Here is an 18,775-nt window from a genome sequence, read left to right on the forward strand (position 1 = left end):
GCACTCTTGTTAAAAACTCCCCGTCCCACCGCCCACCGCTTTACATTTCACGGTACGGCTTTACTCCGGCATGAAAAAACCGGGGGAGTTCCGCGCGAGAAGGCGTACGGGGCCGCGGGGGGGTGCGCAGGACCGCAGAGGGCGTACGGGGCAGCAGGCCCCGGAGCCAGGAGTCACGCCCCCCGGAGTCACGCCCCCAGGGGTCACGCCCCCGGGAGATCACGCCCGCTTCGCCGCCACCACCGCGTCGAAGACCACCCGCTTCGGCACCCCCGCGCCCACCGCCACCGCCGCGATGGCCTCCTTGCGGCGCTCCCCCGCCGCCTCACGCTCGCGCACCCGCGCCACCAGGTCCGCGGCGTCCGGTGCGCCGCCGCCCGCGGCGGGCGCGCCCTCGACCACCACCGTGATCTCCCCGCGCACCCCCTCGGCCGCCCACAGCGCCAGCTCCGCGAGGCTGCCGCGCCGTACCTCCTCGTACGTCTTCGTCAGCTCCCGGCAGACCGCGGCCCGCCGCTCGCCGCCGAACGCCTCGGCCATCGCGCCGAGTGTCGCCCCGAGGCGGTGCGGCGACTCGAAGTAGACGAGGGTGCGGCGCTCGTCCGCCGCCTCCCGCAGCCGCGCCAGCCGCTCCCCGGCGCGGCGCGGCGGGAACCCCTCGAAGCAGAACCTGTCGACCGGCATCCCCGACACCGCGAGCGCGGTCAGCACCGCGGAGGGCCCTGGCACCGCCGTGACCCGCACCCCGCGCTCCACGGCCGCCGCCACCAGCCGGTAGCCGGGGTCGGACACCGACGGCATGCCCGCGTCGGTGACCAGCAGCACCCGCGCGCCGTCCGCAAGCTCCCCGACGAGTTCCGGGGTGCGCGCGCTCTCGTTGCCCTCGAAGTACGACACCACGCGCCCCGGCACCCGTACGTCCAGGGCCTGGGTGAGGCGGCGCAGCCTGCGGGTGTCCTCGGCGGCGACCACGTCGGCCGCGGCCAGCTCGGCGGCGAGCCGCGGCGGCGCGTCGGCGGTGTCCCCGATGGGGGTGCCGGCGAGCACGAGGACGCCTTCGGGGCCTTCGGGTCCTGGGGTTCCTGTCACCGTTCCATACTCCCAGCCCCGCCCCACGGGATTCGCACAGCCGGGTTCCCTACGATGGCGCGGTGACGAGTACCGCGTCTTCCACGGACACCCCGAGCGACGGGACCGCCGCTCGCCCGCCCGCGTGGCAGGAGCGGCTGCGCCGCTTCGGGCACACACCGCGGCCCGTCGCTGACGTCCGCACCCGCCTGGTGCCGCCCTACGCGCCGCCGAACCCCCGGCTGTGGGCGGCCCTCGGGCTGCGCCCGACCGGGCGGCTCACCGGCTGGCTCGGGCCGCTGTTCGTGACGCTGGTGGCGGGCCTGACCAGGTTCTGGCACCTGGGCAGCCCGCACGCGGTGATATTCGACGAGACGTACTACGCCAAGGACGCCTGGGCGCTGATCCACCGCGGCTTCGAGCTGGAATGGCCGAAGAACGCCAACGACCAGGTGCTCGCGCACGGCGGCCACGTGCCGCTGCCCGGCGACCCCTCGTATGTGGTGCACCCGCCGGTCGGCAAGTACGTGATCGGGATCGGCGAGTGGCTGTTCGGTTTCAATCCGTTCGGCTGGCGCTTCATGACCGCGGTGCTTGGCACCCTGTCCGTTCTGATGCTGTGCCGGATCGCCCGCAGGCTGTTCCGCTCGACGTTCCTGGGCTGTGTGGCGGGCGCGCTGCTGACCGTGGACGGTCTGCACCTCGTGATGAGCAGGACCGCGCTGCTCGACCTGGTGGTCATGTTCTTCGTGCTGGCCGCCTTCGGCTGCCTGCTGGTCGACCGGGACCGGGCCAGGGCCAGGCTCGCCGCGGCGCTCCCCGCCGGCACGGACGGGGTGGCCAGGCCGGACGCGGAGGTCGCGGAAACGCTCCGGCTGGGCTGGCGCCCGTGGCGGCTCGCGGCCGGGGTGGCGCTCGGGCTCGCGTTCGCGACCAAGTGGAACGGTCTCTACGTGCTGGCCGCGTTCGCGCTGATGTCGGTCTGGTGGGACGTGGGCGCGCGCCGGGTCGCGGGCGCGGGGCGCCCCTACCGCGCGGTGCTCCGCCGCGACCTCGGCGGCGCGTTCCTCGCGACGGTGCCGGTCGCGATCGCCACCTATCTGCTGTCGTGGCTCGGCTGGATTCTCTCCCCCGCGACGTCCGAGGGCGGCTACTACCGGGACTGGGCGGCCACGGACGGCCGCGGCGGCGCCTGGACGTGGCTGCCGGACTGGCTGCGCAGCCTGTGGCACTACGAGTACCAGGTCTACCAGTTCCATGTGCACCTCAACGATCCGCACGACTACCAGTCGAACCCCTGGAGCTGGCTGGTACTCGGCCGCCCGGTCTCGTACTTCTACGAGTCCCCCGCGCCGGGCGAGGGCGGCTGTCCCGTGGGCACCTCGGGCAAGTGCGCCCGCGAGGTGCTGGCGCTCGGCACCCCGCTGCTGTGGTGGGCGGCCTGCGCGGCGCTGGTGTACGTGGTGTGGCGCTGGCTGCTGCGCCGCGACTGGCGGGCGGGCGCGATCCTGTGCGGGGTCGCCGCCGGGTACCTCCCGTGGTTCGAGTACCAGCAGCGCACGATCTTCTTCTTCTACGCGGTGGTCTTCACCCCGTTCCTCTGCCTCGCGGTGACGATGCTGATCGGCGCGATGCTCGGCCCCCCGGGCGCCTCGGAACGCCGCCGCCTGCTCGGCGCCACCTCGGCGGGCGTCCTCGTCCTCCTGATCGCCTGGAACTTCATCTACTTCTGGCCCATCTACACGGGCCAGGCGATCCCGCTGGATCAGTGGCGGGCGCGGATGTGGCTGGATTCGTGGGTGTAGTGCGGCCGGGGCGCCGAGGCCGAGCAGACCGGGGTGAGGTTCACGCCCCCGCGAGCGCCGTGCGCAGGGCGCGTACGAGTGCCTGGGCGCGGGGGTCGGCGGTCACCGACGGCTGGAGCCCGTTGGTGACGTAGCCGAAGGCGACCCCGCTCTCCGGGTCCGCGAAGCCGAGCGAGCCGCCGCGCCCCGGGTGCCCGAAGGAGCCGGGCGCGAGCAGGGGCGCGGCCGGGCCGTGCAGCATGTAGCCGAGCCCGAAGCGGGTGGCGACGACGAGGACGCGGTCGGGCCCGGCCGAGCGTTCCGCGCGCGCCAGTTCCAGCGTCTCGGGTGTGAACAGCGGGGGCCGACCCGCCACCCCCGAGACCAGCGCCGCGTACAGCCCGGCCAGCGAGGCGGCGGTGGCGATGCCGTTGGAGGCGGGCAGCGCGGCGGCCCGGTAGGCGGGGTCGTTCTCGTCGGGCAGTGGCGCGATGGCGCCGAACGCCCTGCTGGTCAGGCTCGTCGGGTCCCGGTAGGCGGCGCTGACGGACCGCTTGGGGCGCAGCGCGAGCCCCCCGGGGACGTTGGGCGCGGAGACCGGGCCCACCCGGCCCGCGCGGTGGGCCTGCTCCGCCGGGAGCCCCAGCCAGAGGTCGAGGCCGAGGGGCGCGGCCAGTTCGTCGGCGATCCAGGTGCCGATGCCGCGGCCCGTGACCCTGCGGACGAGTTCCGCGGTGAGCCAACTGAACGTCTGGGCGTGGTAGCCGTGGTCGGTGCCCGGCCGCCACACCGGCCGCTGGGCGGCGACCGCGGCGGCGCCGATGTCCGGGTCCAGCGCCTCGTGCGGGGTGAGCGACCGGTCGAGTACCGGGACGCCCGCGCGGTGCGCGAGCAGGTCGGCGACGGTCACCCGCTCCTTGCCGTGCGCCTTGAACTCGGGCCAGTACGCGGCGACCGGCTCGTCGAGCGCGAGCGCGCCGCGCTGGTGCAGCAGCAGGACCACGGCGGCGGCCACGCCCTTGGTCGCCGAGCGCACGATCTGCGCGGTGTCACGCTCCCAGGGCGCGCCACCTGCCCCGTCCCCACCACTTGACCCGCCCGGGCCGCCGGACCCGTCCACGCCACTTGCCCCGCCCGGGTCACCAGGCCCGCCCGTCCCGCCCCCGGCGTCGACGTCGACGTCGCGGGCGCCTGCCCACAGGTCGACGACGCTCCGCCCGTCGCGCAGCACGCTGACGGCGGCGCCGCGCTCGCCGCGCACGGCGAAGTTCCGCAGGAAGGCGTCGCGTACCGGTTCGAACCCCGGCGCGACCGTCCCGTGCGCCTCGACCTCCCGCGGACCTGTCCCGCCCCCGCGCACGATCGCGCCGTCGTCGCCGTTCACGCCTGGCTCCTCGCCTCTCGTGTCCCGCGGGCACAGCCCCGGCGCCCCCGTCGGCGCCGCACGCTTCAACGTACGGTCGACGGACCGGATTCCGGGCCTCCCCGGGGTGTCGCGGTGCTCACATCCGCGCCGCGGCGGGGCCGCGGCCCGCGCGCCGCTCGGGCCTGCCCGCCCGTGCGTCGCTCAGGCCCGGTCGGCGACCGACGCCGGGTCGAAGCCGAAGGGAAGCTCCAGGCGGTGGCGGCGCATCAGGCCGGCGTCGGAGAGGAGTTCGCCCGTGGCGCCGTCCGCGGCGATCACGCCCTCGCTGAGGATCACCGCGCGCGGGCACAGCTCCAGCGCGTACGGCAGGTCGTGCGTGACCATCAGCACGGTGACGTCCAGGGTCCGCAGGATGTCGGCGAGTTCGCGGCGGGAGGCCGGGTCGAGGTTGGACGAGGGCTCGTCGAGGACCAGGATCTCCGGCTCCATCGCGAGCACGGTGGCGACCGCGACCCGGCGGCGCTGCCCGAAGGAGAGGTGGTGCGGGGGCCGGTCCGCGTAGTCGTCCATGCCGACCCGGCGCAGCGCCTCGTGGACCCTGGCGTCGAGTTCTGGCCCCTTGAGCCCCGCGGCGGCGGGCCCGAAGGCGACGTCCTCGCGGACCGTCGGCATGAAGAGCTGGTCGTCCGGGTCCTGGAACACGATCCCGACGCGCCGTCTGATCTCCGCCATGTGCCGCTTGCCGACCGGCAGCCCCGCGACCCGTACGCTGCCCGCGCCCGCCGCGAGGATGCCGTTGAGGTGCAGCACCAGGGTGGTCTTGCCCGCGCCGTTGGGCCCGAGCAGCGCCACCCGCTCCCCTTGCCCGATGGTGAGGTCGACGCCGAAGAGGGCCTGGTGGCCGTCGGGGTAGGCGAAGGCGAGCCCGGACACTTCGAGGGAGGGCGGCGCGGCGGGCTCCCGCGCCGCTTCCGCTGGGTGCGATGTCGTCACAGGGTCCATCCCAGCAGACAGACGACGAGCGCCACGACGGGGAGTGCCAGTGCGTACGACCACTGGGCGCGGGAGGCGGTGACGTCGTCGATGACCGGCATCGTCCCCGCGTAGCCGCGGCTGATCATCGCCAGGTGCACCCGCTCACCGCGCTCGTACGAGCGGATGAAGAGCGCGCCCGCGGACTTCGCGAGGACGCCCCAGTGCCGTACGCCTCTGGCCTCGAAGCCGCGCGACTCGCGTGCGAGCCGCATCCGCCGCATCTCGTCGGCGATCACGTCCCCGTACCTGATCATGAACGAGGCGATCTGCACGAGCATCGGCGGCAGCCTGAGCCGCTGGAGGCCGAGCAGCAGCTCGCGCAGGTCGGTGGTGGCCGCGAGCAGCACGGAAGCGGCGACCCCGAGGGTGCCCTTGGCCAGGACGTTCCACGCGCCCCAGAGCCCGTTGACGCTGAGCGAGAGCCCGAGCACGTCGGTGCGCTCGCCCTGCGCGACGAACGGCATCAGCACCGCGAACGCCACGAACGGCACCTCGATCAGCAGCCGCTTCAGCCAGAACCCGGCGGGCACCCTCGCCTGGTACGCCACCGTGGCGAGCAGCAGCGCGTACAGCGCGAACGCCCACATCGCCTCGCGCGGTGTGGAGACCACGACCACCACGAAGCAGAAGACGGCGGCGAGCTTGGTCTGCGGCGGCAGCGCGTGCACCCGGGAGTGGCCGTGCCGGTAGAGCCTGTGCGCGTGTCCTGCGCCCATGTCGGACGGTCACCTTCCGCGGTGCGGGCGGGGGACGGGGCGGGTCATACCCGTTCACCGTCCGGTACGGAGGCCGGGCCCGCGTCGGCGGAGCGGCGGCGGCGCAGCACCCAGAACACGCCGGTGCCCGCGACCACCGTGACGCCGACGCCGATCACGCCGGCGAGGCCGCCGGAGAGCCGGGTGTTGCCGACGTCCTTGACGCCGTAGTCGGCGAGCGGGGAGTCGGCCGACGCGTGCGACTTCTCCTTCTTGTCGATGCCCTTGTCGTGCGCGACCTTCTCCAGGCCGTCCGGGCTCGACGAGGCGTAGAAACTGACGAACCCGGCGAGCACGATCGAGGCGGCGAGCCCGCCGAGCCACACCTTGCGGGAGGAGCGGCGCGGGGCGGGCGCGGGGGCTCCGCTGGACGCGGAGGTCGCGGAGGCCGCGGCGGGTGCGGGGGCCGCGGCGGGTGCGGGGGCCGCGGCGGGCGCGTGCTGCTCGGGCGCGTCGACGAGTTCGCCGCCCACCCGCAGCTTCAGCCGCGGCGCCAGGCCCCTGGCCGCGTACACCAGGTCGGGCCTGACGGCGAGCACGGCGCCGACGGTGAGCGCGGTGATCACCGCCTCCCCGATGCCGATGAGCACGTGTACGCCGATCATCGCGGAGGCGACCTTGCCGAGCGGCACGTCGGTGGTGCCGCCGAGCGCGTAGATCACGGTGAAGACGACGGCGGCGCACGGCACGGAGACCAGTGAGGCCACGAAGGAGGCGACGGTGACGGAGCGGCGCCCGCGCGGCAGCACCTTCACCAGGAGGCGGAAGAGGAGGTAGGCGACGACGGTGGTGGTGAGCGCCATGTCGCAGATGTTGACGCCGAGCGCGGTGAGGCCGCCGTCGGCGAACAGCACGCCCTGCATCAGCAGCACCACGGACACACAGAGCACGCCGGTATAGGGGCCGACGAGGATCGCCGCGAGAGCGCCGCCGAGCAGATGGCCGCTGGTGCCCGCGGCCACCGGGAAGTTCAGCATCTGTACGGCGAAGATGAACGCGGCGACAAGGCCGGCGAGCGGCGCGGTGCGCTCGGTACCGAGCGAGCCCGCGCCCGGGGGCCCGGCCAGCTCGCGGCGGGCACCGCGCAGACTGACGGCGACCGCACCCGCCGCCACTACACCGGCGACCGCCGACACGGGCGCGTTGATGAATCCGTCGGGCACATGCATGGGCAGACTCCGGTTCGCGGCGGGTCCTGCGCCTGGGCAGGGGGTATCCAGGGCGGACCCCGGGAGCGGGCGGGTTTGGTATGACCGTTCGATGATGCGGCTTATTGCGAACGAATTGCAAGAGAGAGTCCTGCCAGAACAGCGGGGAGCCGCCGGAGGCGGGGGGCCGGGGAAAGAGCCACCGGGGGCGAGCCTCCGGGGGCACACGGCAATCCCAACGCATGGCTGTTCGCAGGGCGCGTCGCGGGGCGAGTGAGCCGAAGCGGCGCCGGGCGGGAACTCGGAGGCAAGGCGCCGCAGCCAGGGGGCCGAGCCCCCGAGGCCGGTCCACCACAGGGCCATGGCAACCCCAACGCATGGCCGTTCGCAGGGCGCCTCGCAGGGCGAGTGAGCCGAAGGTCCCGGGTCGCCCCCAGTCTGTGCTGCCCGGTAGCCCGAGGGTTTCGTGCCTGCCTGTTCTCGCGCCCAGTGGCGAAGCACCGTGTGCCACAGGCGCCCGCGCGGAGCGCAGCGACGCAGGAGCGGAGTGAGCACGGGTGGCGCGGGACACCGACTCCAGCGCCCCGGAGGCGAACGAGCCAAAAACAAAGAAAGAGCGTCGCAGCTCACAGCCCCCCGCGGGCGTACGCCTCCCGGTTCACGGGCACCCTGGGGGGACACCGGCGGCCTCGGTCGCCCTCGGCCGTGGCCGATTGCACAATCACATGAGGTGTCAAACACGAATAATCTGGACATCAACCCAACGGCAGAGTCCGAGCGAGCGTCGAGGAGCCATGCCATGTCCTTCGCCGTGGAACAGCATGCGCGAGCCCAGGTGGTGTCAGGCACCGCCGAGGAGCTGCCCGACGTCCCCGTCCATCTCCGCTACGACCCGGACGCCGGGGTCTGCCTCAGTTTCGCCGAGTCGCCCGGCGCTCCGGCGCACGACTGGGTGTTCGCGAGGGAGCTGCTGGAGAAGGGGCTGCTGGCCCCGGCGGACGACGGCGATGTCCGGATCTGGCCGGCCGGGCGGGTGCGCGCGGTGGTGGAGTTTCACTCGCCCGGCGGTGTGTCGGTCGTCGAGTTCGACTCCTGGACGCTGAACAGGTTCCTCCGCAGCACATACGCGGCCGCGACGGCCGCCCCCTCGGGCGCGGGCACAGCCGGCAACTGACATCCCACGGGCGCCACGCCACCACCCGCCCCGTCCCCACGCACACCTGACCTCACGCGCCGCCGCGCCCCTCCCACACGCCACACCTCACGCACCGCCCGATTCCCCCGCCCCAGCACCAGCCCCCCGCCGACCGGCCCCCGCCCCGCGGGCCGCCTCGTCCGCCGCTCCCCCGGCGCCGACCAGGCCCCTGGTGCGTCCGCTGAGTTTCGGCTCCATGCGTCGCATCTCGCGGCGGGCGAAGGGCCCGAGCACGGTGGGCAGGCTGCTGCGCACCGCCTGCATGCCCCGTAGCCACCGCGGTGCGTACACGTGCGCGGAGCGCCGCTCTATCCCGGCGACCAGGCGGTCCACGGACGGTCCCAGGGGGTACGTCTTGTTCGCGGGCCAGGGCAGCCTGGCGCGCATGTCGCGCAGCGTCGTGTCCTCGTCGGCGCCGCGGACCATGTCGGTGTCGGTCCAGGAGAGGTAGCCGACGCCGACGCCGACCCCCTTGTGCCCGACCTCGGCGCGCAGGCAGTGCGCGTACGCCTCCACGCCCGACTTGGACGCGCAGTAGGCGGTCATCAGCGGTGCGGGGGTGAGCGCCGCGAGGGAGGCGATCTGGAGGAGGTAGCCGCGGCTCTCGACGAGCGCGGGCAGGAACGCGCGCGAGGTCACCGCCGAGCCGATGAGGTTGACCTCGATGACGCGGGCCCAGGCCGCGGGGTCGCTCTCGCCGAACGGCCCGCCGAGCGCGACGCCCGCGTTGGCCACGACCACGTCCACCCGCCCGAAGCGCTCCCCGACCTCGGCCGCCACCCGGGCCATCGCGGCGGCGTCCGTGACGTCGGCGAACCAGTGCGCCGCCTCCCCGTACAACTGCCCCTCAACGCGCTCCAGTTCCTCCGCCTCCAGGCCGACCAGGGCGAGCCGCGCCCCGCGCGCCGAGAGCTTGCGGGCGAGCAGTTCGCCGACGCCGCGCGCGGCCCCTGTGACCACGGCGACCCGCCCGGCCAGGGCCGGTTCCCGCCCGGTGTGCGCCGGGTCACGCCCGGTGGCGCCCGCGCGCCCCGCGCCCGTGCCGCTCATGACGCCCTCCCGCCGGTACGGACCGCGGGGGCGGTGGCGTCCGTCGTACGCGCGCGGGCCCGCGGCCGCACGCCCGTACCGCCGCCGGGTATGCCGCCGCAGGGGCCGGCGCTGGTCGTCCCGGTGCTGCTCATGCCGACGCCGCTCCTTCCGCGCCGACGTACTCGGCGGAGAGTTCTCTTATCCGACGGGTGATCTCGTCCGGGGCCTCTATGGGCGTCATGTGCCCTATCCCGGGCAGCTCGGTGAGCCCGGCGCAGTCCGGCACACAGGCCGCTATGCCGCGCCCGAGCACGGCGGGGGTGAGCCGGTCGGAGCGGCCGACGACGACCGCCGTCGGCACGTCCAGGGCCCTTACCCGCTCGGTGAGGTCGAGCCCTTCGAAGAGGCCGGCCCAGCCGCAGCGCGCGCGGCGCGGGCAGGCGTGCACGATACGCGCGCACACGTCGACCATCTCGGGTGTCGCGCCGCGGCCCATGGTGCCGTAGCGCAGCAGCCTCCTGCTGAGCGGAGTGACCGGGCCGAGGGGCGCCCGGGAGGCGAGGACGGCGCGGGTGAGGCGGTCGCGCAGCCGCCCGGCGCGCAGCGGTATCACGCGCGCCTCGGCGACCAGCCGCTCATGGCCCGTGCTGCACAGCAGCACCGCCGCCGCGTGCTCGCGCACCGCGGGCCGCCCCGCCGCCGCCATGATCGTCATACCGCCCATGGAGTGTCCGACGACCACGGCCCGCCTGCCGGGCTCCAGGGTGGCGTCGAGCACCGCCTCCAGGTCGTCGGCGAGGGCGCGGGCGCTGTAGCCGCCGGTGTCCGCGGGCAGCGGGCTGCGGCCGTGGCCCCGCTGGTCGTAGACGATGACCCGGTGCCCGGCGGCGAGGTCGCGCACCTGCGCCGCCCAGAACGCGGTGGAGCAGGTCCAGCCGTGGCTGAGCACCACCGCGGGCGCGTCCTGCGGCCCGTACACCTCGGTGTGGAGCCTGGCGCCGTCCGCGGACACGACGGTGAGCGTGCGGTCGGCGACGGGTGGTATGTAGCGCCCGCTGAGAGCGGGTGCGCCGCGCCTCACGCGGTCCCGCACGGCGCTCACGCCCCGGCCTCCGCCCGCTCGGAGCGCCGCCCCTGCCCCGGGATGCCGCCCGGCCTGATCACGTCGTACTCGCCGAGGTCGACGCGCCGGGTGGCGGAGCGGAACTCGGTGGTGGTGCCGGGCCACACCGTGGTGTTCACCCCGTGGGCGTCGAGGTACCAGCTCGTGCACCCCCCGGTGTTCCACACCGTGCGCCGCATGCGCCGCTGCACCCGCTCGTGCCAGGACGCCACGGCGGCGGGGCGGGGCGAGAGCGCGGTGTGCGGGCCGAGGGCGGCGAGGGTGCGCAGGTAGTCGGCGACGTAGTTGAGCTGCGACTCGATCATCAGGACCATCGAGGAGTTGCCCAGGCCCGTGTTGGGGCCGATCACGGTGAGGAAGTTCGGGAAGCCGGTCACGGTCGCGCCACGCAGCGCCCGCATGCCGCCGCGCCAGGTCTCGGCGAGCGAGCGCCCGTCCGCGCCGAGCGCGCGCTCGGCGATGGGCATGTCCGTGACGTGGAACCCGGTGCCGAAGACGATCGCGTCGGCCTCCGCCGTGCTGCCGTCGGCGCCGACGAGGGTGGTGCCGCGGACCTCGGCGAGCGCGGAGCCGACGACGTCGACATTCGGCCGGGCGAGCGCCGGATAGTACGTGTTCGACAGCAGGATGCGCTTGCACCCGATGCGGTACGAGGGCGTCAGCACGGCCCGCAGCCCTGGGTCGCGCACGGCACGCGCCATGTTGGCCCGGGCCAGGCGCTCGACCATCCCCAGCTCCCCCGGGTGCTTGGTGAACGCCTGCACCTGAAGCTCCCTGATGCCCCACAGCACCCCGCGCCTGACCCGGGTGGTGACGGGCAGCGAGCGGTGCAGCCAGCGCTCGGCCGCCGTGATGGTCCTGTCGGTGCGCGGCAGCACCCAGGGCGGGGTGCGCTGGAAGAGCGTGAGGCGGGAGACGTCCGGCTGGATCTCCGGCACGACCTGGATCGCGGAGGCGCCGGTCCCGACCACCGCGACCCGCTTGCCGCGCAGGTCGTAGCCGTGGTCCCAGCGCGAGGAGTGGAACACCTTGCCGGGGAAGTCCGCGAGCCCCGGGATGTCCGGGACCCGGGGGTCGGACAGCGGCCCGGACGCGGAGACCACGACGTCGGCGGCGAACGCGCCCCCGCTCGTCTCGATCTCCCAGCGCAGCGCGTCGTTGTCCCACCGCAGCCGCGTCACCTCGTGCCGCAGCCGCAGATGGGGGCGGAGCCCGAAGGTGTCCGCGACGTGCTCCAGGTACGCGCGGATGTGCTCCTGCCCCGAGAAGGTGCGCGGCCAGTCCGGATTGGGCGCGAAGGAGAACGAGTACAGATGGGACGGTACGTCGCAGGCGCAGCCCGGATAGCTGTTGTCCCGCCAGGTGCCGCCCACGGCGTCGGCCCGCTCCAGGATGACGAAGTCGGTGATGCCCTCCCTGCGCAGCCGGACGGCGGCGCCGAGCCCGCCGAAGCCTGACCCGATCACCGCAACGCGCACCTGCCGCCGCTCACCCGTGGCCATTCGCGTCCTCCTCACCGCCGCGACCATGCCAGTAATCACTGGCACGATGGGAGCCTAAGGCAGAGGTATGACATTGGGTAGGGGTCGGCCGAGGAAAGTTACCGGCGGTACGGGCCGGTGGGAGGGGCGGCCGGGAACGTTCGCACAGGCGGTCGTACAACCTGATCTAGGGTGATGTCGTGGATGACATACCGGAGACGCGGGAGCGGCCGGGCCCCCCGGCCCCGCCGGCGGACCTGCCGGACGCGGCACCGGCGCCCGCACCCGCAACGGAGCCCGCGGCCGGGCCGGGAGCCGGGCCGATGCCGGGGCGCCGCGAGTACCGCGTGGAGGAGTTGGCCGACCTCGCCGGGATCACGGTGCGGACGCTGCGCTTCTACCGGGAGCGCAAGCTGCTGCCGCCGCCGCGCCGGGAGGGCAGGATCGCCTGGTACGACGACCGGCACCTGACCAGGCTGCGCGCGATCACGGCGCTCCTCGAACGCGGCCACACTCTCAGCGGGATCGCCGAGTTGTCCGAGGCGTTCGAGCACGGCCGCGACGTCCGCGACCTGCTCGGCCTCGACAGGCCCACAGAGGAGACCCCGGTCCAGCTCTCGGCGGGGGAACTTGCCGACATGTTCGGCGGCCGGTTCTCCGCCGAGGACTTCGCCGCCGCCCTCGACCTCGGCTACCTCGGCATCGACGGCGAGCACGGGGACCGCCTCGTCCACGTCAGCCGCCGCCTCGTGGAGATCTCGGCACGGCTCGTCGGCGAGGGCGTACCGCTGTCGGCGGTACTGGCGGCGGGCAAGGTGGTCAGGGAGCATACGGACGCCCTGGCACGCCTCTTCGTCGACCTGGTCCTGACCCACGCGGCCCCCACCGACCTGGAACGGCTGCGCCCCCTGGCGAAGAGCGTCGTGGAGGCCGAACTCTCCCTGGCCCTCGACCGCACGATGAACTCGACGAACCCCGCCAACACCGCCGCCAACACCGCGAACTCCGCGAACACGCGGGAGCCCGAGACACCCTCCGGCGACCCCCGGGACCGGGCGTGATCCGCACCGCACCGCACGCCCGCCCCTCCCACCTGCCCCCTGCATAGAAGTACGATGCTCCGTATGAACATCCAGCCTGTCGCCTTCGACCACCCCGACGCCGTCAAGCTGAACGACCGGGTCCAGCTCGAATACGGCGAGCGCTACGGCGACCAGGGCGACATCACCCCGCTCGCCCCCACGATGTTCGCGCCCCCCTCGGGGCTCTATCTGGTCGGCTACGACGACGGCACCCCGGTGGCCACGGGCGGCTGGCGCGCGCGGGAGCGCGACGAGTGGGGCTACTGCGACGGCGACGCGGAGATCAAGCGGATGTACGTGATCCCCGAGGCCCGCCGCAGGGGCCTCTCGCGCCTCGTCCTCGCGGCGCTCGAAGAGGACGCGCGCGCGGCGGGCCGGGTCCGCATGGTCCTGGAGACCGGGATCAGACAGCCGGAGGCCATCGGCCTGTACACATCGACCGGTTACGAGCCGTGCACCCCCTTCGGGCACTATCGGGGCACCCCGCTGAGCAGGTGCTTCGCCAAGCGGCTGCGCGGCTGACCCAGGGTGGGCGCGGCACGGCCCCGCCGCCCGTGGCGCCACCGCCGACTGTCCCCGAAACCCCCTGGAGTCCCGCCGCGCCGCCCGGCAGAGTGACCCCATGACGAACCTCTGGCCCGCGCATCTGACGTGGGCGGACGTCGATCCGGAACGCCACCCCTGCACGCTTGACGACGATGCCGCGGCCGCCCTGGTGGCCGAGATCACCCCGCTGGTTCCGGGCCCCGGGGCGAGGAAGGCCGACCGGGACCGTCGGGACCGGGCGGTCGTCCGGGTCACCGAGCTGTTCGCGGGGCGCTACGGCCGGTGGGCCTGTGGCTGGAACTACTCCCAGGGCGAGGGCGACCACGACGGGGGCGTCGTCACCGCCTGGTGCTGCGCCGCGCACTCGATCACCACCCCGGAGGCCACCGCGCCGCGGATGGTCGCGGGCCTGCGCGAGTGGCGGGCCTGGCTCGACGAGCTTGCCGAGCGCTTCACCGCCCTGGCGCCGCGGGGCACGCCCCCCGACCCCTGGTACTGGGAGCGCGCGTGCACACGTCTCGTCACGGTCGTGGCCGACCGCACCGCGGCGGAGAGCGGCTGGTACGGGCACTGCATGCAGGTACTCGGCTGGTTCCTCGCGCGGCACGGCATCGACGAGGAGCGCGCCGTGCGCATCGTGCGGGACTCGGTCGGCGGCCGCTTCGAGAGCTGGGTCGCCCCCGACGCCGCGGCGGTCGACACCGCGAGCACCAGCTTCGCCCGCGCCGTGGCCACCGAGGACTGATCCCCACGCCGCCCGTGCCCCCGGCGCCCGTACCTGACGGGGCCGCCGCGCCGCCCGACGCACTCGCCGACTGGCTCGCGATCAGGCCACTGGTGCCCTGGCCCCGCGAGACCGCCGCCCCGGGGCTGCCGAAGGGCGGAGGCGCCGACTCCGCCCGGCCCCCTGACGCCCACCGGCCGACCGCGGACGGCATCCGCGACCTCCTCGCCGAGCGCACCGCCCGCGACCCGGCCGGGGCGGAGCGCGCGCTCGCGGCCCTCGACCGGGCGCGGGCCGACGCGGCGCGGGGCCGTGAACTCCGCTTCTCGCTCATGGCCGAGTGGCAGCGGCTCGTGCTCGACCGGCACGAGACCGGCTTCCGCCGCCTGCCCGCCTTCGCGAAACGGGGCCGCGAGCGCTACGGCCTCACCCCGCAAACGCCCGCCCTCTTCGACCGCTGCCTCGCGGAGAGCGCGGCCCCGGGCCTCCCGCTGCCCGCCCGGGTCGCGCGGGCCCATCTCGACGTGCTGTTCTTCCACCCCTTCGACGACGGCAACGCCCGCGCCGCCCTCCTGGCCACGGCGTACCTCCTCGCCCGCGCGGGCGCCCCGCTCGGGCGCGCCCACGCCCTGCGCACCACCCGCTGGGCCGACGACCCCGAGGGCGCCGCCGGCCTCTCCCACCTGCTGGCCCTGCTCCTGACCGCCTCGGACCCACCACATCACGCCCCGTCACAACCGGGCGCGCGGCGGCTCGACGAGACGGTGGTCCCTCGGCCCGACGACTGATCTGAACCAGCATCGGCTGAAGCCGACTCTGCCCCCGCACTGCCGGTCCCACTTCCACGACAAAGACCCCGGTGATCATCACGATCACCGGGGTCTTGTCAACTGCCCCTGAACCAGGTCGAGAACAGTCTTGCGTGGACCTGAGGGGATTCGAACCCCTGGCCCCCTCGATGCGAACGAGGTGCGCTACCGGACTGCGCCACAGGCCCTTGCAACGGGTGAAACTCTAGCACCCCGCCGGGGGTGCCAGGAAATCCTTTGGGGGGCGGTGTGACCAGGGGCGGACACCGCCCGTGGGGTCACTCGTTGGCGGCGCGGGGGCGGTCGCCGTCGGCGTACTGGTCGAACAGCGGGGTGTGGCCGCGCTCCCTGGCGCGGCGGGCGGAGGCGGCGCGGCGGGCGTCGCTGCGCTCGTCGGTCCCGGGGGCCGCGTCGCCGTCCTCCGGCGGCCCCGCGGGGTCCGCGTGGTCCTCGGCCGCCGCCGTGGGGCCCGCGGCGGAGGAGCGCGCGGAACTCCAGGTGTCGGGGGCGCCGAGGTCGAGGTCGCCGGTGGCGCGGGGGGCGACGGGCGCGGTGACGTAGGTCGGCAGCGGGACGGGGACGGGGTCCCAGCTCTCGCCGTCCGCGGGGTTGCGGCGGCGCTCGCGCTGCTGGTCGACCCACTCGGCGTGGTCGGTCTGCTCGACGAGGGCGCGGCGGCCGGCGGCGAGGGCCGAGAGGCCGGGGTCGGAGGGCGCGGGTCCCGCGCCCTCCTCCGGGTCGTCGGCGGCGGCCGGGGCGGTGGAGGCGGCGCGGCGGCGCGGCTGGCGTTCGCGCTCGCGCAGGTGGAGCGCCGCGGCCTCGGCCCTGCGGCGGTCCATGGTGTACGTGAATCTGCGCCGCTCCTGGCCGCGCAGGTAGACGATGTAGGCGCTGAGCAGGATGGCGGGCACGGCGGGCGCCCACAGGAACGCGAGGCCCCCGACGGCCGCGGCGACCGCCCCGAGCGTGAACGCGAGGAACAGCATCACGGTGGTGCGCCTGCGGCGCGCGAGGACCTTCGAGCGCTGGGCGCGGGCGGCGGCCTCGGCTGCGCGGCGCGCGGCGCCTTGGCGCTCCTGGGCGCCGGGGCGCACGGGGCGGCGCGGGCGGGCCGCGGGTCCCGGCCGGTCGACGGGCGCGGAGACGGCGGGCCTGCCGGGGCCCTCGGCGGGGACGGGGCGGCGGGCCTGCGGCCGGGGGCGGCCGTGGTCGCCGGGGGCGGCGTGGCCGGACTGGCGGGGGCGCCGCGGTGTGGGGCCGTCCTCGGGGCGGCGGGGCGCGGTCACCTCGGGGCGGCGCGCGGGGCCGCCGGGTGTCCGGCCGTCCCCCCTGGGCGCGGCGAAGGCCCGGACGTCCACCGAGCCGGTGGCGTCCGGGTCGGGCGCCGGGGCGCCGTGCTCGTCGGGGTCGGCCGCGCGGCTCTTGAGGTCCTTGGCGTAACGGCGCTCCATGCCCGCGCGTCCGGACAGAAGCCGGATGGCGGTGCTGAAGCGCTCCGTCGGACGGGCCTCGTTCAGCTCGTCCTGCCTGCGGAGCCACATCGGCACGAGATAGGCGGCCCAGGCCCCGACGATGACTGCGTAGATGAGGCCGCTGCTGCTCACGCCTCACACGGTAGAGGGGTTTGCATGGGGCCATCCGCCAATTGGCCCGGTGTGTCGCACGATCCGGCTGATATTTCGAACGTTTCTTGCGACTGATGCGAAGAATCGACCGGCAGATGGGCGAATTTCCCCGAGGGAGCGACCGAACGGGACCCTATTTCGAACACCTATTTCATTTCCGAGGTGTCGGGGACTTCCCCGCGGCGCGGCGGGCGTCCCGCCCATGCCCGTACGGCCTCCGGGGCGCGGCGCTCAGGCGCAGGTCGACGAGATGATGGTCAGCCCGGGTTGCTGGGGGTGTTTCCCGAGCGTCTTCTGCGCCAGCGGGCCAGCAGCCCGTCGGGGACCTCTTCCGCGGTGAGGGCGAAGACCAGATGGTCCCGCCAGGCGCCGTCAATGTGAAGATATCGTGGACGGAGCCCTTCCTCGCGGAATCCGAGTTTCTCCACGACCCGTCGGCTGGGGGCGTTCTCGGGGCGAATGCAGACCTCGATGCGGTGCAGCCCGACGGTGCGGAAGCAGTGGTCGACGGCGAGCGCGACGGCCGTCGGCATCACCCCGCGGCCCGCCACCGCCTGGTCGATCCAGTAGCCGACGTGGCCCGAGCACATGGAGCCCCAGGTGATGCCGGCGACGGTGAGCTGGCCCACCAGACGGCCCTGGTACTCGATGACGAACGGCAGCATGCGCCCCGCGTGGGCCTCGGCGCGCAGATGACGGACCATCTGCCGGTATGTGGGCCGCTGGGTGACGGGGGCGCTGGGCGGGGACGGCGGGATGGTCGCCTCCCAGGGCCGCAGCCAGTCCCTGTTGCGCCTGTTGACCTCGCGCCAGGCACGCTGGTCGCGCAGTTTTATCGGCCGGAGGGAGACGTTGCCGTCCGTCAGCTCGACCGGCCAGGACATGCTGTTCAGCTCGCACCCCCGCCGGAGGCCGGGTGGTCGCCGCCGCGCAGTTGGTCGACGGCGTGCACGAGAAGCCCCTCAAGCACGGCGAGGCCGTCGCGCACGCCGCCGGTGGAGCCCGGCAGGTTGACGATCAGGGTGCGGCCCGCGACGCCCGCGAGGCCGCGGGACAGGTCGGCCGCCGCGACCTGCTGCCGCCCGTACGCGCGGATGGCCTCCGCGATGCCGGGGACCTCGTGGTCGATGACGGTACGGGTGGCCTCGGGGGTGGCGTCGGTGGGCGAGATGCCCGTGCCCCCCGTGGTGATGATGACGTCGTGTCCCGCGGCGACCCCGTCGCGCAGGGCGCGGGCCACCGGGTCGCCGTCCGGCACGGTCAGCGGCCCCTCGACGGTGAAGCCCCACTCGGCGAGCCGCCCGGCGATGAGCGGCCCACCACGGTCCTCGTAGACCCCGGCTGCGGCGCGGTTGGAGGCCGTCACGACCAGGGCGCGGCGGGGGGCGGCCGCGGCTGGAGTGGTCATGAGCCGGTCTCCGTCCTCGTCCAGGTGCCGGACTTGCCGCCGCTCTTCTCCTCGACGCGCACGTCGGTGACGACGGCGCCCTTGTCGACGGCCTTGACCATGTCGACGACGGTGAGCGCGGCCACGGAGACCGCGGTCAGCGCCTCCATCTCGACGCCGGTGCGGCCGGTGGTGCGGACGGTGGCGGTGATGCCGACGGCGTCGTCGTCGACGGTGAGGTCGACGGTGACGCCGGTGACGGCGAGGGGGTGGCAGAGCGGGATGAGGTCGGGGGTCCGCTTGGCGCCCATGATCCCGGCGATCCTGGCGGTGGCGAGCGCGTCGCCCTTGGGCAGCCCCTCGCCGCGCAGCAGTGCGACCACCCGGGGCGAGACCAGCACGCGGCCGCTCGCGCGGGCGGTGCGCGCGGTGGTGTCCTTGGCGGAGACGTCGACCATGCGGGCGGCGCCCGCCTCGTCGATGTGGGTGAGGCCCGCGGGTGCGGGCGGGCCTCCTGCCGCGTTCTGGTCGTGCCGAGGGGGCTCGGGGGTGTCCCCCCGGAACGTCGCGGTCATCTTCAGTGCGCTCCCGGTCGTTGCTCCCGTGGTGCGGCGC

The 18,775-nt window shown here is 74.6% G+C and carries 18 protein-coding genes and 1 tRNA gene; 6 read left to right on the forward strand and 13 right to left on the reverse strand.

Annotated elements, in window-relative coordinates; translation table 11 throughout:
* Positions 1 to 219: 219 nt before the first annotated feature.
* Positions 220 to 1,089, reverse strand: coding sequence for a 16S rRNA (cytidine(1402)-2'-O)-methyltransferase (gene rsmI / locus ACIBIW_RS34435; RefSeq protein ID WP_399342106.1), 870 nt, complete (start codon positions 1,087 to 1,089; stop codon positions 220 to 222).
* Positions 1,090 to 1,151: 62 nt separating this feature from the next.
* Here rsmI and ACIBIW_RS34440 point away from each other — a divergent pair, with 62 nt between their 5' ends.
* The gene (locus tag ACIBIW_RS34440; RefSeq protein ID WP_399342108.1) at positions 1,152 to 2,873 is read left to right on the forward strand and encodes a dolichyl-phosphate-mannose--protein mannosyltransferase; all 1,722 of its coding nucleotides are present in this window, start codon (positions 1,152 to 1,154) and stop codon (positions 2,871 to 2,873) included.
* A 40-nt stretch (positions 2,874 to 2,913) separates the two neighbouring features.
* Here ACIBIW_RS34440 and ACIBIW_RS34445 read toward each other — a convergent pair whose 3' ends face one another.
* The 4 genes from ACIBIW_RS34445 to ACIBIW_RS34460 all read right to left on the reverse strand — a co-directional run bounded on the left by ACIBIW_RS34445 (position 2,914) and on the right by ACIBIW_RS34460 (position 7,177).
* Positions 2,914 to 4,236 (reverse strand): serine hydrolase domain-containing protein, encoded by a 1,323-nt coding sequence (locus ACIBIW_RS34445; RefSeq protein ID WP_399342109.1) that lies wholly within the window; start codon positions 4,234 to 4,236, stop codon positions 2,914 to 2,916.
* Between the two features lie 183 nt (positions 4,237 to 4,419).
* Positions 4,420 to 5,220: an energy-coupling factor ABC transporter ATP-binding protein gene (locus ACIBIW_RS34450; protein ID WP_399342111.1), complete on the reverse strand. Its 801-nt coding sequence runs from the start codon at positions 5,218 to 5,220 to the stop codon at positions 4,420 to 4,422.
* Positions 5,208 to 5,969, reverse strand: a complete 762-nt coding sequence (gene cbiQ, locus ACIBIW_RS34455; protein ID WP_399342113.1) for a cobalt ECF transporter T component CbiQ — start codon at positions 5,967 to 5,969, stop codon at positions 5,208 to 5,210. The genes ACIBIW_RS34450 and cbiQ overlap by 13 nt, the downstream gene beginning before the upstream one ends.
* A 44-nt stretch (positions 5,970 to 6,013) precedes the next feature.
* Positions 6,014 to 7,177, reverse strand: a complete 1,164-nt coding sequence (locus ACIBIW_RS34460; RefSeq protein ID WP_399342114.1) for an energy-coupling factor ABC transporter permease — start codon at positions 7,175 to 7,177, stop codon at positions 6,014 to 6,016.
* A 778-nt stretch (positions 7,178 to 7,955) separates the two neighbouring features.
* On the opposite strand from ACIBIW_RS34460, the gene ACIBIW_RS34465 reads away from it, so the two are divergent.
* A complete protein-coding gene (locus tag ACIBIW_RS34465; RefSeq protein ID WP_399342116.1) occupies positions 7,956 to 8,330 on the forward strand; it encodes an SsgA family sporulation/cell division regulator in 375 nt (124 codons plus the stop codon).
* An 87-nt stretch (positions 8,331 to 8,417) separates the two neighbouring features.
* Here the strand turns inward: ACIBIW_RS34465 and ACIBIW_RS34470 are convergent, their stop codons facing one another.
* The 3 genes from ACIBIW_RS34470 to ACIBIW_RS34480 all read right to left on the reverse strand — a co-directional run bounded on the left by ACIBIW_RS34470 (position 8,418) and on the right by ACIBIW_RS34480 (position 12,008).
* Positions 8,418 to 9,401: an SDR family oxidoreductase gene (locus tag ACIBIW_RS34470; RefSeq protein ID WP_399342118.1), complete on the reverse strand. Its 984-nt coding sequence runs from the start codon at positions 9,399 to 9,401 to the stop codon at positions 8,418 to 8,420.
* A gap of 130 nt (positions 9,402 to 9,531) precedes the next feature.
* Positions 9,532 to 10,464: an alpha/beta fold hydrolase gene (locus ACIBIW_RS34475; RefSeq protein ID WP_399342179.1), complete on the reverse strand. Its 933-nt coding sequence runs from the start codon at positions 10,462 to 10,464 to the stop codon at positions 9,532 to 9,534.
* Between the two features lie 17 nt (positions 10,465 to 10,481).
* Positions 10,482 to 12,008: a flavin-containing monooxygenase gene (locus ACIBIW_RS34480; protein WP_399342119.1), complete on the reverse strand. Its 1,527-nt coding sequence runs from the start codon at positions 12,006 to 12,008 to the stop codon at positions 10,482 to 10,484.
* Between the two features lie 302 nt (positions 12,009 to 12,310).
* Between ACIBIW_RS34480 and ACIBIW_RS34485 the strand changes: the two genes are divergently transcribed.
* From ACIBIW_RS34485 to ACIBIW_RS34500, 4 genes are all read left to right on the forward strand, one after another.
* Complete coding sequence (locus tag ACIBIW_RS34485) at positions 12,311 to 13,048, forward strand: MerR family transcriptional regulator (protein ID WP_399342181.1); 738 nt, start codon at positions 12,311 to 12,313, stop codon at positions 13,046 to 13,048.
* A 63-nt stretch (positions 13,049 to 13,111) separates the two neighbouring features.
* A complete protein-coding gene (locus ACIBIW_RS34490; RefSeq protein ID WP_399342121.1) occupies positions 13,112 to 13,591 on the forward strand; it encodes a GNAT family N-acetyltransferase in 480 nt (159 codons plus the stop codon).
* A gap of 100 nt (positions 13,592 to 13,691) precedes the next feature.
* Positions 13,692 to 14,360 carry a hypothetical protein gene (locus tag ACIBIW_RS34495; protein ID WP_399342123.1) on the forward strand — a complete coding sequence of 223 codons (669 nt, stop codon included), beginning with the start codon at positions 13,692 to 13,694 and terminating at the stop codon, positions 14,358 to 14,360.
* 14 nt (positions 14,361 to 14,374) lie between these two features.
* Positions 14,375 to 15,127 carry a Fic family protein gene (locus ACIBIW_RS34500; protein ID WP_399342124.1) on the forward strand — a complete coding sequence of 251 codons (753 nt, stop codon included), beginning with the start codon at positions 14,375 to 14,377 and terminating at the stop codon, positions 15,125 to 15,127.
* A gap of 135 nt (positions 15,128 to 15,262) precedes the next feature.
* Here ACIBIW_RS34500 and ACIBIW_RS34505 read toward each other — a convergent pair.
* From ACIBIW_RS34505 to moaC, 5 genes are all read right to left on the reverse strand, one after another.
* A tRNA-Ala gene (locus tag ACIBIW_RS34505) sits at positions 15,263 to 15,336 on the reverse strand.
* A gap of 90 nt (positions 15,337 to 15,426) precedes the next feature.
* Positions 15,427 to 16,752: a gephyrin-like molybdotransferase receptor GlpR gene (gene glpR, locus ACIBIW_RS34510; protein WP_399342125.1), complete on the reverse strand. Its 1,326-nt coding sequence runs from the start codon at positions 16,750 to 16,752 to the stop codon at positions 15,427 to 15,429.
* Between the two features lie 278 nt (positions 16,753 to 17,030).
* Entirely contained in the window at positions 17,031 to 17,657 is a 627-nt protein-coding gene (locus ACIBIW_RS34515; RefSeq protein ID WP_399342127.1) for a GNAT family N-acetyltransferase, read from the reverse strand.
* 5 nt (positions 17,658 to 17,662) lie between these two features.
* Positions 17,663 to 18,181 carry a molybdenum cofactor biosynthesis protein B gene (locus ACIBIW_RS34520; RefSeq protein ID WP_399342129.1) on the reverse strand — a complete coding sequence of 173 codons (519 nt, stop codon included), beginning with the start codon at positions 18,179 to 18,181 and terminating at the stop codon, positions 17,663 to 17,665.
* Positions 18,178 to 18,735 (reverse strand): cyclic pyranopterin monophosphate synthase MoaC, encoded by a 558-nt coding sequence (gene moaC / locus ACIBIW_RS34525; protein WP_399342131.1) that lies wholly within the window; start codon positions 18,733 to 18,735, stop codon positions 18,178 to 18,180. The genes ACIBIW_RS34520 and moaC overlap by 4 nt, the downstream gene beginning before the upstream one ends.
* Positions 18,736 to 18,775: the final 40 nt, after the last annotated feature.

Source organism: Streptomyces sp. NPDC050560 (assembly GCF_044457285.1).
Classification (GTDB): domain Bacteria; phylum Actinomycetota; class Actinomycetes; order Streptomycetales; family Streptomycetaceae; genus Streptomyces.

Bases quoted from the DNA above. Each gene is read 5' to 3' on its own strand.
- ACIBIW_RS34450 (WP_399342111.1), bottom strand. From the start codon at position 5,220: ATGGACCCTGTGACGACATCGCACCCAGCGGAAGCGGCGCGGGAGCCC.
- cbiQ (WP_399342113.1), bottom strand. From the start codon at position 5,969: ATGGGCGCAGGACACGCGCACAGGCTCTACCGGCACGGCCACTCCCGG.
- ACIBIW_RS34460 (WP_399342114.1), bottom strand. From the start codon at position 7,177: ATGCATGTGCCCGACGGATTCATCAACGCGCCCGTGTCGGCGGTCGCC.
- ACIBIW_RS34465 (WP_399342116.1), top strand. From the start codon at position 7,956: ATGTCCTTCGCCGTGGAACAGCATGCGCGAGCCCAGGTGGTGTCAGGC.
- ACIBIW_RS34470 (WP_399342118.1), bottom strand. From the start codon at position 9,401: ATGAGCGGCACGGGCGCGGGGCGCGCGGGCGCCACCGGGCGTGACCCG.
- ACIBIW_RS34480 (WP_399342119.1), bottom strand. From the start codon at position 12,008: ATGGCCACGGGTGAGCGGCGGCAGGTGCGCGTTGCGGTGATCGGGTCA.
- ACIBIW_RS34485 (WP_399342181.1), top strand. From the start codon at position 12,311: ATGCCGGGGCGCCGCGAGTACCGCGTGGAGGAGTTGGCCGACCTCGCC.
- ACIBIW_RS34490 (WP_399342121.1), top strand. From the start codon at position 13,112: ATGAACATCCAGCCTGTCGCCTTCGACCACCCCGACGCCGTCAAGCTG.
- ACIBIW_RS34495 (WP_399342123.1), top strand. From the start codon at position 13,692: ATGACGAACCTCTGGCCCGCGCATCTGACGTGGGCGGACGTCGATCCG.
- ACIBIW_RS34515 (WP_399342127.1), bottom strand. From the start codon at position 17,657: ATGTCCTGGCCGGTCGAGCTGACGGACGGCAACGTCTCCCTCCGGCCG.
- ACIBIW_RS34520 (WP_399342129.1), bottom strand. From the start codon at position 18,181: ATGACCACTCCAGCCGCGGCCGCCCCCCGCCGCGCCCTGGTCGTGACG.
- moaC (WP_399342131.1), bottom strand. From the start codon at position 18,735: ATGACCGCGACGTTCCGGGGGGACACCCCCGAGCCCCCTCGGCACGAC.